12 protein-coding genes are annotated in these 15,395 nt (G+C 73.3%); 11 read left to right on the top strand and 1 reads right to left on the bottom strand.

The genetic code is table 11. The features are described from left to right. Positions 1-145 precede the first annotated feature (145 nt). From TR50_RS01085 to mfd, 3 genes are all read left to right on the top strand, one after another. Positions 146-1,216 (top strand): hypothetical protein, encoded by a 1,071-nt coding sequence (locus TR50_RS01085; protein ID WP_042412610.1) that lies wholly within the window; start codon positions 146-148, stop codon positions 1,214-1,216. Positions 1,217-1,241: 25 nt separating this feature from the next. Next, positions 1,242-1,502 carry a hypothetical protein gene (locus TR50_RS01080; RefSeq protein ID WP_042412607.1) on the top strand — a complete coding sequence of 87 codons (261 nt, stop codon included), beginning with the start codon at positions 1,242-1,244 and terminating at the stop codon, positions 1,500-1,502. Between the two features lie 96 nt (positions 1,503-1,598). Next, on the top strand, positions 1,599-5,165 hold the full coding sequence (gene mfd, locus TR50_RS01075; protein WP_042412605.1) for a transcription-repair coupling factor: 3,567 nt from the start codon (positions 1,599-1,601) through the stop codon (positions 5,163-5,165). 95 nt (positions 5,166-5,260) lie between these two features. Here the strand turns inward: mfd and TR50_RS48350 are convergent, their stop codons facing one another. Next, positions 5,261-5,848, bottom strand: coding sequence for a DUF4352 domain-containing protein (locus TR50_RS48350; protein ID WP_042412602.1), 588 nt, complete (start codon positions 5,846-5,848; stop codon positions 5,261-5,263). Between the two features lie 208 nt (positions 5,849-6,056). Here TR50_RS48350 and TR50_RS01065 point away from each other — a divergent pair, with 208 nt between their 5' ends. The 8 genes from TR50_RS01065 (at position 6,057) to TR50_RS01030 (ending at position 15,348) form a co-directional block, all read left to right on the top strand. Continuing rightward, positions 6,057-8,231, top strand: a complete 2,175-nt coding sequence (locus TR50_RS01065) for an N-6 DNA methylase (protein WP_174514783.1) — start codon at positions 6,057-6,059, stop codon at positions 8,229-8,231. A 119-nt stretch (positions 8,232-8,350) separates the two neighbouring features. After that, a complete protein-coding gene (locus TR50_RS01060; RefSeq protein ID WP_152648184.1) occupies positions 8,351-8,968 on the top strand; it encodes a hypothetical protein in 618 nt (205 codons plus the stop codon). Next, positions 8,965-10,467, top strand: coding sequence for a serine/threonine-protein kinase (locus TR50_RS01055; protein ID WP_042412597.1), 1,503 nt, complete (start codon positions 8,965-8,967; stop codon positions 10,465-10,467). The genes TR50_RS01060 and TR50_RS01055 overlap by 4 nt, the downstream gene beginning before the upstream one ends. A 125-nt stretch (positions 10,468-10,592) precedes the next feature. Next, complete coding sequence (locus TR50_RS01050; protein WP_063774970.1) at positions 10,593-11,606, top strand: DMT family protein; 1,014 nt, start codon at positions 10,593-10,595, stop codon at positions 11,604-11,606. A 130-nt stretch (positions 11,607-11,736) separates the two neighbouring features. After that, a complete protein-coding gene (locus tag TR50_RS01045; RefSeq protein WP_042412595.1) occupies positions 11,737-12,378 on the top strand; it encodes a SurA N-terminal domain-containing protein in 642 nt (213 codons plus the stop codon). Positions 12,379-12,388: 10 nt separating this feature from the next. Beyond that, complete coding sequence (locus TR50_RS01040) at positions 12,389-13,498, top strand: nucleoside triphosphate pyrophosphohydrolase (RefSeq protein WP_084699619.1); 1,110 nt, start codon at positions 12,389-12,391, stop codon at positions 13,496-13,498. Further along, complete coding sequence (locus TR50_RS01035) at positions 13,498-14,187, top strand: endonuclease V (protein ID WP_042412593.1); 690 nt, start codon at positions 13,498-13,500, stop codon at positions 14,185-14,187. The genes TR50_RS01040 and TR50_RS01035 overlap by 1 nt, the downstream gene beginning before the upstream one ends. A 159-nt stretch (positions 14,188-14,346) precedes the next feature. Continuing rightward, positions 14,347-15,348: an LLM class F420-dependent oxidoreductase gene (locus TR50_RS01030; protein ID WP_042412592.1), complete on the top strand. Its 1,002-nt coding sequence runs from the start codon at positions 14,347-14,349 to the stop codon at positions 15,346-15,348. The last annotated feature ends 47 nt before the right edge of the window (positions 15,349-15,395 follow it).

Below are 15,395 nucleotides of genomic sequence, written 5' to 3'. Positions count from 1 at the left end.
GGGGGGGGCCCGGCCGGGGGGGCCGGCCCCCCTCCGCTGTGTCTGCTGTGTCGGTACCGTCCTAAGACGCACTAATCTGCGCAAAATAGGACGATCGCCGGTCAGGTCCGGCAATGTGGGCAATGCGGAGGAGCGGCAGCAGAACATGAGCAATCCGACGACTCCCGGCATCAGCGACTTTCCCCTCACCCGCAAGGGTTACGACGTCGACCAGGTCGAGCAGTCCCTGGTCCGGCTCACCGCCTCCCGCGACGAGGCATGGCAGCGGCTGGCCGCGCTCGGCGACGGGATGCGCGAGCTGGAGCGACGACTGATGGACCTCCAGGCCACCCGGGCCGTGGCCGAGGCCACGGTCCCGAACTTTGAGGTGCTGAGCCCACGCGCTGCCGGACTGCTGGCCACGGCCGAGGAGGAGGCCGAGGCGGTCCGCGCGGACGCGCTCGCGGACTCGACGCGGATCGACGGGGAGGCCCGCGCCGAGGCCCGCCGCCTGCGCACCACCGCGGGCCAGTACGCCGACCAGGTGCGCGCGGCCGCGGAGGAGTCCCAGCGCCGGGAACTCGACCGCGCCCGCAACCAGGCAGAGACGCTCCGCGGCGAGGGCGACCGCGACGCCCGCCTGGCCGGCGAGGCATCCTCCGTCTACGCGGAGGAGGTCCACGGCCGCGCCGACCAGGCATCCCGCGACGCCCACTCCTGGCTGACCGCCCAGCAGCGGACGGTGGACCAGGAGTTCGCCGCACACGAGGCGAAGGTCGTGGCCTGGGAGGAGCAGGTCATCGCGATCGGCGAGCGCAAGGTCTCCGAGAGCGAGCGGCATCTCAAGGCCATGCAGGCCAGGTCCGACGAGATCGACGCCGACGCGTCTACCCAGGCGGAACGCCTGGTCGAGGCGGCGAGGCGCGAGGCGGCGCGGATCGCCGAGCAGGTGGAGCGCGAGCAGGCCACGTTCGCCCAGCGGCGGGAGCACATCCAGTCCCAGCTGGACCACATCCGCGAGACCCTCGCCGCGCTGACCGGCTCCGTCGTCGGCGCCCCCGATCCCGCGGAGCCGGACGCCGAGGCCGAACCGGACACGGCGGCGGTGAGGGGCGAGGCCGAGGCGGCTGCCGAGGGCGGGGAAGAGGCGGCAGCCGAAGCCTCCAGCGAGGCGGAGACGTCGGAGCTCCCGGTTCTTCCCCAGGCTGTGGACAACTCGACGGACGGCCGCGGCTGAGTCCCGCCCCTGGCACACTGGCGGCATGTACCGCGTCACATACACGCTCGAGGCCAAGGCCACGCGGGACTCCATGCCGCCGCACCGCCAGGCGCTGCTGGACCGGGGCCTGGCCGTGCTGGCCCAGGACCCGTTCCACAAGGCGAGCACCTATGTCGGCACCAACGAGGCCGACCGAAAGGCGCAGGTGGCGCCCGGGATACTGGTCGAGTACTTCGTGTCGAACGCCTTCATGGTGGTCGCCGTCATCGAGGTGTTCGACGATTCGTTGATCGCCGACGACTGAGCGAGGCGCGTCCGTCCTGCCGTCGGCGTACGCTGGAGACCCCCGGGTTGCCTCGCAGTCCGGGTCTTTCGCGTTGCCTCTGGCTGAGAGAAGTAGATGAGCCTGACCGGCCTGCTCGACATCGTCGCCTCCGACCCGGCGCTCGCCGAGGCCGGGGAAGCCGCACTCGCCGGGGATCGGCGGCACCTGGATCTCGTCGGTCCGCCGGCCGCCCGGCCGTTCGCGATCGCCGCGCTGGCGCGCGCCCTCGCGCAGAAGGCCAAGGGGGAGCGCGGGCGCCCCGTCCTCGCCGTCACGGCCACCGGCCGTGAGGCGGAGGATCTCGCCGCCGCGCTCGCGTCCCTGCTGCCGCCCGACAGCGTCGCGGAGTTCCCCGCCTGGGAGACCCTCCCGCACGAGCGCCTCTCCCCGCGCTCGGACACCGTCGGCCGCCGCATCGCCGTGCTGCGGCGGATCGCGCACCCGTCGGCGGACGACCCGGCGGCCGGACCGCTGCAGGTCGTCGTCGCGCCTGTGCGCAGCGTGCTCCAGCCGCAGGTCAAGGGGCTGGCCGAGCTGGAGCCTGTCAGCCTTCGGCAGCGCCAGGAAGTGGACCTCGACGACATCGTCGAGCGTCTCGCCGGCGCCGCGTACCAGCGGGTGGAGCTGGTGGAGAAGCGCGGCGAGTTCGCCGTGCGCGGCGGGATCCTGGACGTCTTCCCGCCCACCGAGGAGCACCCGCTGCGCGTGGAGTTCTGGGGCGACGAGGTCGAGGAGATCCGCTACTTCAAGGTCGCCGACCAGCGCTCGCTGGAGATCGCCCAGCACGGTCTGTGGGCCCCGCCCTGCCGCGAGCTGCTGCTGACCGACGAGGTCCGCGCCCGCGCCGCCGAGCTCTCGGCCGAGCATCCGGAGCTCGCCGAGATCCTGGACAAGATCGCCCAGGGCATCGCCGTCGAGGGCATGGAGTCCCTCGCGCCGGTGCTGGTCGACGACATGGAACTGCTGATGGACGTCCTGCCGCTGGGCAGCGTCGCCGTCGTCTGCGACCCGGAGCGCGTGCGCACCCGCGCCGCCGACCTGGTCGCCACCAGCGCCGAGTTCCTTCAGGCGTCCTGGGTCGCGGCCGCCTCCGGCGGCAAGGCGCCGCTGGACGTGGGCGCGGCCTCGCTCTGGTCGCTGGCCGACGTCCGCGAGCACGCCGCCGAGATCAGCCTGCCCTGGTGGTCCGTCAGTCCGTTCGCCGCCGACGAGGCGGAGGCGACCGGGCCGGACGTGCTGCACCTGGGCATGCACCCGGTCGAGGCCTACCGCGGCGACACCGCCCGCGCCATCGCCGACGCCAAGGGCCGCCTCGCCGAAGGCTGGCGCGTCGTGCTGGTGACGGAGGGCCAGGGCCCCGCCTCGCGCATCGCCGAGATGCTCGGCGGCGAGGGCATCGGCGCCCGGCTCACCCCGGACCTGACGACCGTGCCGGACGCGGACGTCATCCACGTGGCCTGCGGCGCGATCGAGAACGGGCTGGTCCACGACGGCCTCAAGCTCTGCGTGATCACCGAGACGGACCTGTCCGGCCAGAAGTCCTCCACCAAGGACATGCGGCGGATGCCCTCGCGCCGCCGCAACGCCATCGACCCGCTCGCGCTCAAGGCCAGCGACTACGTCGTCCACGAGGCGCACGGCGTCGGCCGCTACATCGAGATGGTGCAGCGCACCGTCCAGGGCGCGACCCGCGAGTACCTGGTGCTGGAGTACGCGCCCGCCAAGCGCGGCCAGCCCGGCGACCGGCTCTTCGTGCCGACCGACCAGCTGGAGCAGGTCACCAAGTACGTCGGCGGCGAGGCCCCGACGCTGCACCGGCTCGGCGGCGCGGACTGGACCAAGACCAAGGCGCGGGCCAAGAAGGCGGTCAAGGAGATCGCCGCCGACCTGATCAAGCTCTACTCGGCGCGCATGGCCTCGCCCGGCCATGCCTTCGGCGCGGACACGCCGTGGCAGCGCGAGCTGGAGGACGCCTTCCCCTACGCGGAGACGCCGGACCAGCTCTCGACCATCGCCGAGGTCAAGGAGGACATGGAGAAGTCGGTCCCGATGGACCGTCTGATCTGCGGCGACGTCGGCTACGGCAAGACCGAGATCGCGGTGCGGGCGGCCTTCAAGGCCGTCCAGGACGGCAAGCAGGTGGCCGTGCTGGTGCCGACGACGCTGCTGGTGCAGCAGCACTTCTCGACGTTCGCCGAGCGCTACGCCAACTTCCCCGTCGTGGTGAAGCCGCTGTCCCGGTTCCAGACCGACAGCGAGGCGAAGGCGGTGCTGGAGGGCCTGCGCGAGGGCAGCGTCGACGTCGTGATCGGCACGCACCGGCTCTTCTCGAACGAGACGAAGTTCAAGGATCTCGGGCTGGTCATCGTCGACGAGGAGCAGCGCTTCGGTGTCGAGCACAAGGAGCAGCTGAAGAAGCTGCGCGCCAACGTGGACGTGCTGACCATGTCCGCCACGCCGATCCCGCGCACCCTGGAGATGGCGGTCACCGGCATCCGCGAGATGTCGACGATCACCACTCCGCCGGAGGAGCGCCACCCGGTGCTGACCTTCGTCGGCCCGTACGAGGAGAAGCAGATCGCCGCCGCGATCCGGCGTGAACTGCTGCGTGAGGGCCAGGTCTTCTACATCCACAACCGGGTCGAGTCGATCGACAAGGCGGCGGCCCGGCTGAAGGAGCTGGTCCCCGAGGCGCGGGTCGCCACCGCGCACGGGCAGATGGGCGAGCAGCATCTGGAGAAGGTCGTCGTCGACTTCTGGGAGAAGGAGTTCGACGTCCTGGTCTCGACGACGATCGTGGAGTCGGGCATCGACATCTCCAACGCCAACACCCTCATCGTCGAGCGGGGTGACACCTTCGGTCTGTCGCAGCTGCACCAGCTGCGCGGACGTGTCGGCCGTGGGCGTGAACGCGGCTACGCGTACATGCTGTACCCGCCGGAGAAGCCGCTGACCGAGACCGCGCACGAGCGGCTTGCGACCATCGCCCAGCACACCGAGATGGGTGCGGGCATGTACGTCGCGATGAAGGACCTGGAGATCCGCGGCGCGGGCAACCTGCTCGGCGGGGAGCAGTCCGGCCATATCGCGGGCGTCGGCTTCGACCTCTACATGCGGATGGTCGGCGAGGCGGTGGCGGAGTTCCGCGAGATGCTGGAGAGCGGCGGCGCCGCTCCGGAGGAGGAGCCGCTCGAGGTCAAGATCGAGCTGCCGGTCGACGCGCACGTGCCGCACGACTACGCGCCGGGCGAGCGGCTGCGGCTCCAGGCGTACCGGTCCATCGCCGCGGTGAACTCCGAGGAGGACATCGCCCAGGTCCGCGCCGAGCTGACCGACCGTTACGGCAAGCTGCCGGAGCCGGTGGAGAACCTGCTGATGGTCGCCGGGCTGCGGCTCTTCGCGCGGCGGTGCGGGATCTCCGACATCACCTTGCAGGGGCAGTTCATCCGCTTCGGCCCGATGGAGCTGCGGGAGTCGCAGGAGCTGCGGCTGAACCGCCTGTACCCGCGCAGTCAGGTGAAGTCGGCGACCAACCTGGTCCTGGTCCCGAGGCCGGCGACCTCGCGGATCGGCGGCAAGCCCGTGGTCGGGCGTGAACTGCTCAGCTGGTGTGTGGAGTTCCTGTCGGCGATGTTCAGCTAGTCGCCCTTACCTCAGGGGCGCGAGGACTCCGCCGCGCTCACGCGGCGGAGCCGTGTGTCGGCGGAGCCTCGCGCCCCTGACGGCGCTACGCGCCCTCAGTGCACGTTCCACTGGCCGGTCTGGTCGGCGAAGCCGCTGTCGAGGCCGAACTGGATCTGGGTGATCTTGGCGTTGGTCGGGACCTGGAAGGTGATGAACCCCAGGCCCGTCGCTCCGGGGGCGAGGTTCACGGTGGCCGGGAAACTCGTGCCGGCCTTGGTGTCGCTGACGTCCGCGTCGTAGGACTGACCCTGGCTGTCGACCAGCTTGGCCCCGTTGGACGGGGAGTCGCTGTACGCCTTGCTGCCGGTGTCCTTGATCCGGAACTGGACGGCGAAGAAGCGCTTGCCCGCGTCCGGAGTGGTGTAGTCGTCCGCTCCGGCCGGGTTGTCCACGATCTTCACGACGGTGACGTCCGCCGAGGTGTCCATGCCCTTGAGCGAGATGGTGTCGCCCACCTTCGCCGCCTTGGCGGAGCTCTGGCCGCCGGAGGCGGCCTTCGTGCCGGCCGCGGACGTCGTCTTGGCGCCGGTCGTGACCGAGCTGCCGGACGTCGGGTTGCACGCCGCGGTGCCGGCGACGAGGAGCGCGCCCAGGGCGACGGCGAGAGCGGTGCGACGCGAGCGGTGGATGGAGCGGGACATGGCGGTACCCCCTGTGAGTCGATCCGTCCGGCGAGCGCCGGGCTGATGAGTACACAGAAGCAGATGGCTGTGAATCGAGTCAACACAGATCATCGAAAATAAGATGTTCACACTGTGAACCGAGGTGTCATGCGGCGCGGGTATGCTCCTGTGCACGGCCCGACCGCAGGCGCGCTCGGGTGGTCGGCACCGGACAGGGGAGCAACCGATGACCGAGCAGTCGAACCAGATCACCGCCGCCGAGATCGCCCGGCTGGCGGGCGTCGGCCGCGCCGCCGTGAGCAACTGGCGCCGCCGCCACGCCGACTTCCCCAAACCGGTCGGCGGCACCGAGACCAGCCCGGCCTTCGCCCTCGGCGAGGTCGAGCAGTGGCTGCGCGGCCAGGGCAAACTCGCCGAACTTCCGCTGCGTGAACGCGTCTGGCAGCAGGTGTCCGCGCAGCCCGAGGGGCCGGTGCCGGCCCTGGTCAGGATCGGCGCCGTGCTGCTGCTCGTGCGGGACCACCCGGACCTCGGCGCGGGGCTGGCCGACCAGACGGGCGCGCAACTGGCCGAGATGCTGCCCGGCCTGCTCGACCACGCCCTGGACTACCGCCTCGGTCAGGACCGGCCGGTTCACACGCCCGGCAGCCGTGAACTCCTCCCGCAGCTCCCGCTGCTGCGGTCCGTCGTCGAGCTGGCGGCCGACCTCGGCGCGCGACAGACCTTCGAGTTCCTGCTCGGCCGGTACCTCGACGCGAACCCGCGACTGTTCACACTCACCCCGCCCGCTCTGGCCGAGCTGATGACAGGCCTGGCCGGCCTGGACTCCCGACGCGCGGACACCGGTTCTGACGCGCGTTCACAGCGGGGAGGGGCTTCACAGCGCGGGGGAGCGCCGACCGTCCTGGACCCGGCGGTCGGCACCGGAGGACTGCTCCGCGCCGCCGCCTTCGCGCCCGCGCGTCCCGCCGCGCTCCACGCCGTGGACGCCGATCCAGGCCAGGTCTCCCTCGCCGCCCTCCGGCTCGCGCTCGAGTCCGAAGCAGAGGTGCGCGCCGCCGTCGCGGACGGGCTGCGCGCCGACCCCTTCCCGGACCTGCGCGCCGACGCCGTGCTGTGCCACCCGCCCTACAACGAGCGGGACTGGGGCTACGACGAGCTCTCCTACGACGCACGCTGGGAGTACGGCCTGCCGCCCCGCGTCGAGTCCGAGCTGGCCTGGGTCCAGTACGCCCTGTCCCGGCTGCGGGACGGCGGCGCCGCCGTGCTGCTGTTGCCGCCCGCCGTCGCCTCGCGGCGCTCCGGTCGGCGGATCCGCGCCGAGCTGCTGCGACGCGGCGCGCTGCGCGCCGTCGTGGCCCTGCCGACGGGCGTGGCGCCGCCCCAGAGCGTGCCGCTGCACCTGTGGGTGCTGCGCCGCCCCGGCATCGAGGGCACCAGCGCCGCCGGCGCCGCCGTTGCGCCCGAGCTGCTGCTCGTCGACGCCTCCGCGATCCCAGGTGTCGGCAGCGGCGACCGCGTCGACTGGCCGTCACTGCGAAGCGCGGTGCTGGACGCCTGGGGCCAGTTCGAACACGGCCGCGGCGCGGCCCTGCCCGGCCACGAGAGCGTCGCCCGCGCCGTGCCGGTGCTCGAACTGCTCGACGACGACGTGGATGTGACCCCTGCCCGGCACCTCCTCTCCGGCGCGGCAGGGCCCGGCGGCCTCGCCGAACTGGGCGAGATCCACCGGAGCCTGACCGAAACGCTGCGCCGCACGGCCGAGTTGACGCCGTCGGCCCCGCCTGCGGAGCCACCGTCCGCGCTCGCGACGTCGCGCTGGACCACCACGACCGTCGGCGAACTCGCCCGCACCGGCGCGCTGGTGATGCGCGCCGGCGGCGTCGGATCGGTCGCCGAGGACGTGCGCGTCCTGACCGATCAGGATGTCCTCGCCAGCGCCGACCCCACCGGCGCGGCCGGTTCGCTCAGCGGAGACCCCGAGGAGGAGCCGGTCCTGCTGCGCGAGGGAGACGTAGTGGTGCCGGTGCTCGGCGGCGGCAGCGTCGCCAGGGTCGTCGGCCCCGCCGGCGCGGGCGCGGCACTCGGCCGCAACCTGCAACTCCTGCGCCCCGAACCGTCGGTGCTGGACTCCTGGTTCCTCGCCGGATTCCTGCGCGGCAGCGCCAACGCCCGACAGGCCAGCAGTTACGCCTCCACGGCGGCCCGCCTGGACGTGCGCAGGCTGCAACTGCCACGGCTCCCGCTCCCGGAGCAGCGTCGCTACGGCGCGTCCTTCCGGGCCCTGGCCGACTTCGAGGAGGCGCTGCAGCGGGCGGGCCGCCTCGGCGACCGCCTGGTCCGCGGCCTGCACGACGCGTTCACGGACGGGGCGTTGCCGGCTCCGCCGCCGCGCGACTGAGGTGACGAGCTCCGGACCGGCCCGCCGGGCGGGGTCTCGGGTCATCTGATTCGAACGCGCCTGCCCCGGCGGGTCGATACGCTCTGAAGGTCGACGCAGGACGTTCACCAGGAGCACACATGTACGGCCCGCCCCCTGTGATGGGTCACGTGCCGCCGTCGAGGCGAGTGTCGGCGTGGCGGGTCGTGGGCTGGGTGCTGTTGGCGGGCTGCCTGATCGGCGGCGTCGGGCTGGTCGCCTGCGTGCCGCTGACGGTGCTCGCCGTTCGCAGCCGGACCCGCCGGGACGCCTCGCTCGCCGTGGCGGCGCTGGTCTTCACCGCGTTCGCGTGCACGGTGACGGCGCAGAGTCCCGACCCCAACCATCCCGGACCGCTGGCCTCGGTCGTCTCGCTGGGCCTCCTGGCCCAGGGCATCGCCACGACGGTCTACTTCATCCGGTGCGACCGGTTGCGGGCGCGTCAGCTCGGAGCTCCGGTCTTTCCAGGGGCCGGGCCCGCCCCGATGCTCCAGCCCTACCCGGCCGATCAGCCCCACCGGCCCGACCCGCAGTACCGGATCGACGCGCAGTACCGGCTCGACGAGCAGTACCAGCCTCACCCGTCGCACCAGCAGCCGCCGTTGCCGACGGTCGCGCTCCCGGTCGCGCCCATGCCGGTCCAGCCGGACCGACTCGGGCAGGTGCGTGCCGAGTTGGACGAGCTGAGCGACTACCTCCGCAAGGAGCAGGGCAGTTGAACGGTCGCGTCATCGCGGACCGGTACACCATCGGGTCGCTCATCAGCCAGGGCGGCATGGGCCAGGTCTGGAAGGCGTACGACGAGCGTCTCGGACGCCCGGTCGCCGTCAAGCTGCTGCGCCCGGACCGCCTCCACGGCGACGGCGCGGAGGAGCTCCGGCGTCGTTTCCTGCGCGAGGCGCAGGTGACCGCACGGGTGGACCACCCCGGCCTGGTGACCGTGCACGACCTCGGCGCCGACGGCGAGGACCTCTACCTCGTGATGCAGTACCTCGACGGCGCGGACCTGGCCGACCACCTCGCCGAGCACGCCCCGTACCCGTGGCCGTGGGCGGTCGCCGTCGGCGCCCAGCTCTGCGCGATCCTCGCCGCCGTGCACGCGGTGCCCGTGGTGCACCGCGACCTGAAGCCGCGCAACGTCGTCGTGCGACCCGACGGCACCGTCACCGTCCTCGACCTCGGCATCGCCTCGGTGCTCGACTCCGACACCACCCGGCTGACCCGCACCGGAGCCGTCATCGGCAGCCCCGCGTACATGGCCCCCGAGCAGGCGCTGAGCGGAGTCGTCGGGCCCCGCACGGACCTCTACGCCCTCGGCGTCGTCCTGCACGAGCTCATCGGCGGCAGCGTCCCCTTCACCGCGCCGACCGATGTCGGCGTGCTGCACCGGCACGTCTACGACCCGCCGCAGCCGCTGCGCGAGCTGCGCCCCGAGGTGCCGCCGCCGCTGGAGTCGCTGGTGCTGCGCCTGCTCGCCAAGGATCAGGCGGACAGGCCGGTGGGCGCGGCCGAGGTGCACCGCGAGCTCGTCGCGCTGCTGCCGCTGCGCGCGCCGGACGGCGCACACCTCAGCGCGCAGTTCGACCCGACGCGTCCCTTCCTGCGTCCCTGCTCGCCCTGGCCCGAGACCGGGACGAGCCCGCGGCCCCGGGCGGCGGCGCGACCGCGGACCCTCGACGTCGCCGACGAGGTCGAGCGGGTGAAACGCCTCCTCGACGCGGGCCAGGCCACGCAGGCCGTCGACGTCCTCGGCGGCCTCCTCCCGGCGGTCGCCGCAGAGCAGGGCGAGGGGTCGCCGGTCGCCCGGGTGCTGCGCAAGCAGTACGCCCAGACCCTCCTCGGCGTCGGCGAGTACGCCCGTGCCCTGCCGGAGCTGCGCCGCCTGGCCGAGGACCGCGTCCGTGAGGCGGGCCCGGCGGACCCGCAGGCCCTGCAGTTCCGGTACGAGGCGGGGCAGTGCCTTGAGCAGCTCGGTGAGTACGCCTCGGCGCTGGGGGAGTACCGGGCGGTCCTCGCCTACGCGGAGAACCCCTACGCCGGCATGAACCTGCGGCAGGGCCTGGAGATCCGCCGCCGGGAGGCGCAGATGCGGCTGGCGCTGGGCGACCGCCCGGGAGCGCGCCAGGCGCTGTCCGCGCTGCTGCCGCAGGCCGAGCACCTGCACGGACGAGGACACCCGTTCACGGAGGAGATCCGCGTCACGCTGTCGCGGCTGTGAACCGTCGCGGCGGGTCCGGGACGCGTGGCGCTGTTCACGGCCCTCGCTCGGCTCGAGCGGCCGCGTTCCCCAGTTCGTGGGTTCGCGTGTGTCCGTCGCCCAAAAGGGACCGATAGGCTCGAAGTATGTTCCTCGGACTCCTCATGGCCCTGGTGGCCGCACTCTGCTTCGGTTCGGCCATGGTGCTGCAGGCGCTCGGCGCCCAGGCGCACTCGCCGGCCGGATCGGGCGGCGGGCTGCTGGGGACGGTCCGGGCGATGGTGAACGTGCCCTTCATCTGCGGGCTCGCGCTCGACCTGCTGGGCTTCGTCGCCCAGCTCATCGCGCTGCGGACACTGCCGCTCTACGTCGTGCAGGCCGCACTCGCGGGAGCGCTCGCGGTCACGGCGGTGCTCGGCGCCGCCGTGCTGCGGTTGCGGCTGGGGAGGGCCGAGTGGGCCGGCGTCGCCGGCGTCTGCCTCGGCCTCGCGCTGCTGGGCGCGACCGCGGGCAAGGAGGGCGACAAGCACCCGGGCATGGCGCTGCACTGGATCATGCTGGCCGCCGTCGTGGTGATCGCGGCTGCGGGCGCGGCGGCCTGGCGGCTGAAGGAGCCCGCCCGTGCCGCGGTGATGGGGACGCTGTGCGGTCTGGGCTTCGGCGTCGTCGGGCTCTCGGTCCGCCTGCTGCCGTCCGTGCACGGCATGGACCTGATGCCCCTGCTGAAGGAGCCGGCCACCTACGCCCTGCTCGCCGGCGGCGCGGTCGCGTTCGTCTTCATGACGGAGGGCGTACGCGGCGGCAAGGTGACGACCGCGACGGCCGCGATGGTGCTGGGCGAGACCGCGCTGCCCGCGCTGCTCGGCGTGATCCTGCTCGGGGACCGCACGCGACCGGGACTGCTCTGGCTGGCGCTGCTCGGCTTCGCCATCGCGGTGGCCGGGGCCCTCGCCCTCGCCCGGTTCGGGGAGGTCGCCCCGCCCGAGGCACACGCCGCGGACGGTGCGCAGGCCGCGGACGGTGCGCACGCGGTGAACGGCACGCACGCCGTGGACGGCACGCCTGCCGTGGACGGTGCGCCGGTCGCGCACGGGATGGATGGCGCGGCCCCGCCCGAAACAGCGGTGGTCGACGAGGCACGGGAGCGCCAGCGGCGCTGATCCGGCCGTCCGGCGGGGCAAACCCCGCGCTCTTGGCGTGCCCTCTGGTGTGGGCGCCGCCCGCATGGGACCGTGATCTGCGGCACACGCATCGGACGCATCGGACGGACCGTCAGTCGCAGGAGGCCCCGTGAACCGCACCCGCACCGCCCTGTTCGCGTTGCTCGCCATGATCACCGCGCCGGGGCTCGCCGCCTGTTCCGGCAGCGGGAACGCGGGCACGGTTCACACCGGCGCGGCGGCGGTCGTCGGAGGGCAGCGGATCAGCGTGGCCACGGTCGAGGACCAGGTCACCTCCTTCCGCGACGCCGCACCGGCGCAGGGCAGCGGCACCGGCTCCACCAGGACGTTCGGCCAGGACTCGGCCGGGATGCCGGCCAACGTGCTCGCCTTCCTCATCCAGGAGCAGGTGGTCCAGTCGGCGCTGGCCCAGAAGGGCCTGAGCGTCTCGGCCACCGACGTCTCCGCCGTCGAGGCGCCGTTCCTGAAGAGCGCCGGCAACCCGACGCAGCTGACGGCCGAGTTCGTCAACCAGGTCGGCCTGCCGCCGGAGGACCTGGAGCCCTACTTCCGCTGGCAGGCGGGTGTGAAGGCGCTGCTCGGCAGCGTCGGCGGGGACACCGGCAAGCTGACCGGGCTGCTGCAGCCGGTCGCGGCGGGTCTGAAGATCTCCGTCAACCCGCGCTACGGCAGTTGGGACGCGACCAACCTGACCCTGGGCAACAGCTCCCAGCCGTGGATCAAGCAGGTGTCGCAGGACAACGCGGGGTAGGTTTCCCTGTGTGTCCCCACGCGATTCACAGCCCAGCGAGTCCACGCCCAGCGAGTCCACGCCCAGCGATTCCGCGCCGAGCGATTCCGCGCCCAGCGGTTCGCCGCGGACCGAAGCCTTCGCCGCCCCCGGGCGGCTGGTGCTGCTGAGCACCACGCACCGGGTCGCCCCCGGCCTGCTCTCCGGTCCGGCCTGGCAGGCGCTGCACACGGCCGACCGGGTCCTGGCCGGGGATCCGGCGCACCCGCTGCTCGCTCCGCTCGCCCAGAGCGGGATCACGGCGGAGGTGCTCGACGTCCCCTCCTACGCGCGCGCCCGCACGCTCGCCGAGGCGGCGTCGGACGCCGTCGTGGTCTGGCTGGTCGGCCCGGACGGCGACCCGGGACTGACCGACGCCCTCGCCCGCTTCGCGGTCGAGGGCGCGGAGACCCCGGGCGTGGTCGTGCCGGAGCTCGAGCTGCTGCCCGGCTCGTACGACCTGCCGGGCGCCCGGCTGCTCGACCTGGTCGCGGTCATGGACCGGCTGCGCTCGCCCGGCGGTTGCCCGTGGGACGCCGAGCAGACCCACGAGTCGCTGGTGAAGTACCTGGTCGAGGAGTCGTTCGAACTGGTCGAGGCGATCGAGGAGGAGGACCGGGCGACCCTGCGCGAGGAGCTCGGCGACGTGCTGCTCCAGGTCTTCTTCCACTCCCGCATCGCGCAGGAGCACGATGCCGACCCGTTCTCGATCGACGACGTGGCCGGGGCCATCGTCGACAAGCTGATCTACCGTCACCCGCACGTCTTCGGCGACCGGGACGCCGACACGGCCGAGCAGGTCGAGGCCAACTGGGAGGAGCTCAAGGCGGCGGAGAAGCAGCGCGAGTCCGCCACCGACGGCGTCCCGCTCGGCCAGCCCGCGCTGGCCCTGGCCGCGAAGCTCCACTCCCGGGCCCACAAGGCCGGGGTGCCGGTCGCCCTCCCGGACGCGGCGGAGTCGGACTTCGGCGCGCGACTGCTGCGTCTGGCCGCCGAGGCGCAGGACGCGGGAGTGGACCCGGAGGCGGCGCTGCGCGCGGCCGCCCGCGCGTACCGTGACGCGATCCGTGCGGCGGAGTCGGGCCAAGGCCAGGGGGACTGATGCGGCTTCAGCGGGAGCACCCGTGGCCCGCGACGGAGGCTGAGGCGCTCGCTGTGCAGGCGGAGCTGCGCCCGCTGGTCCGGGCCGTGCCGCTGCCGGCTCCGCCGCGCCTGATCGCCGGGCTCGACGTGGCCTACGTCGGCGCGCACGGCGCGGCGGACGACAGGGTCGCGGCGGCGGTCGTGGTGCTGGACGCGGCGACGCTGGAACCGGTCGAGCGGGCCACGGCGGTCGGCACGGCGGGATTCCCCTACGTGCCGGGGCTGTTCGCGTTCCGCGAGCTCCCGGTGCTGGTCCGCGCGCTGGAGCGGCTCACCACCACCCCCGACGTGCTGCTCTGCGACGGCCAGGGGCTGGCCCACCCGCGCCGTTTCGGCCTGGCCTGCCACCTCGGCGTGCTGACCGGCGTGCCGACCCTCGGCGTCGCCAAGACGCCGCTGCTGGGGCAGTGGACCGAGCCCGGGGAGAGCCGGGGCGCGACGTCGGACGTCCACGACTCCGGCGACCTGGTCGCTCGCGTCCTGCGGACGCAGTCCGGTGTGAAGCCGGTGACGGTCTCGGTCGGACACCTCATCGACCTCGACGACGCGACGCGGGTGGTGCTGGACGCCGCTCCCCGCTACCGCCTTCCGGAGACGACCCGCCTGGCCGACCGCCTGTGCCGTGAGGCGGTGGCGGCGGTCGGTTGACGGTCCGATCGGCCTGCCTCGCCCGAGCGTCCGTCGCCCCGTCCGTCGTTCCACGTGCCTCGTTCGGCTGTGCGGCGCGTGGAGCCGGTCACGTCCATCGGGTGTTCCTCACACGCGTGCCCCCTTGTCCGCGCGTCGGCAGCGTGGTGGCATCGGCCCATGACGTCCACCCCCACCGCCCCCGCACGTTGGGGCCTCACGTTTCCGCTCGACGGCATTCCGCTGGCCGCGCAGCGCGCCCTCGTGGAATCGCTGCCGGATCTCGGCTTCACCGATCTGTGGTCGATGGAGACGGCCGGCGCGGACGCGTTCACGCCGTTGGCCCTGGCCTCCGTCTGGGCGCCGCAGCTGCGGCTCGGGACCGCGATCGTGCCCGTTCACACGCGTGGCCCGGCGCTGCTGGCGATGCAGGCCGCCGCGCTGGCCGAGGCTGCTCCGGGACGGTTCCAGCTGGGCGTCGGCGCGTCCTCGCCGGTCATCGTCCACGACTGGAACGCCATTCCGTTCGAGGAGCCGTTCCGGCGCAGCCGCGACGTGCTGCGGTTCCTGCGCGCGGCGTTCACGGGACAACCAGTGACGGAGGAGTTCACGACCTTCTCCGTGCGAAGGTTCCGGCTGGACCGCGTCCCGGCGCACACGCCGCCCGTGCTGCTGGCCGCGCTGCGGCCCGGGATGCTGCGGCTCGCGGCGCGGGAGGCGGACGGGACGATCCTCAACTGGCTGGCGCCGGAGGACGTGCCGACGGCGCGCGGCGTCTTCGACGCCGAGGCGGGGCCGGACCACGGCAAGGAGGTCGTGGCGCGGATCTTCGTCTGCCCGACGGAGGACGTGGACTACGCCCGCACGCTCGGCCGTCGGCTGATCGCGGCCTATCTGACCGTCCCCGCCTACGCGGAGTTCCACCGCTGGCTCGGGCGCGGGGACGCGCTGGAGCCGCTCTGGAAGAACTGGGCGGCGGGCGATCGGAAGACCGCCGCCGCCTCGGTCCCGGACGAGGTCGTGGACGCGCTGATCGTGCACGGCTCGCCGGAACGCTGCCGGGAGCGGATCACCGCCTACGTCGAGAACGGCGTGACGGTGCCGGTTCCGGCCCTGCTGCCCACGCCGGACCAGGGCGCGCGTGCCCTGGCCGCGGCGGTGAAGGCGGTCAGTCCGAGCTGACCGCGGCGGCGGGCCCGTCCCCGGTCGCCAGGACAGCCGCCGTCCTC

Origin of the sequence: Streptacidiphilus anmyonensis (assembly GCF_000787855.1) — a bacterium.
In the GTDB taxonomy this organism is placed as follows: domain Bacteria; phylum Actinomycetota; class Actinomycetes; order Streptomycetales; family Streptomycetaceae; genus Streptacidiphilus; species Streptacidiphilus anmyonensis.
Note: the sequence above shows the minus strand (reverse complement) of the source record. Positions and strands in the feature narration are given on the sequence as shown.

Coding starts and splice junctions, on each gene's coding strand:
- TR50_RS01050 (WP_063774970.1), top strand. CDS start 10,593: ATGTTCCTCGGACTCCTCATGGCCCTGGTGGCCGCACTCTGCTTCGGT.
- TR50_RS01080 (WP_042412607.1), top strand. CDS start 1,242: ATGTACCGCGTCACATACACGCTCGAGGCCAAGGCCACGCGGGACTCC.
- TR50_RS01060 (WP_152648184.1), top strand. CDS start 8,351: ATGTACGGCCCGCCCCCTGTGATGGGTCACGTGCCGCCGTCGAGGCGA.
- TR50_RS01085 (WP_042412610.1), top strand. CDS start 146: ATGAGCAATCCGACGACTCCCGGCATCAGCGACTTTCCCCTCACCCGC.
- TR50_RS01065 (WP_174514783.1), top strand. CDS start 6,057: ATGACCGAGCAGTCGAACCAGATCACCGCCGCCGAGATCGCCCGGCTG.
- mfd (WP_042412605.1), top strand. CDS start 1,599: ATGAGCCTGACCGGCCTGCTCGACATCGTCGCCTCCGACCCGGCGCTC.
- TR50_RS01035 (WP_042412593.1), top strand. CDS start 13,498: ATGCGGCTTCAGCGGGAGCACCCGTGGCCCGCGACGGAGGCTGAGGCG.
- TR50_RS01030 (WP_042412592.1), top strand. CDS start 14,347: ATGACGTCCACCCCCACCGCCCCCGCACGTTGGGGCCTCACGTTTCCG.
- TR50_RS48350 (WP_042412602.1), bottom strand. CDS start 5,848: ATGTCCCGCTCCATCCACCGCTCGCGTCGCACCGCTCTCGCCGTCGCC.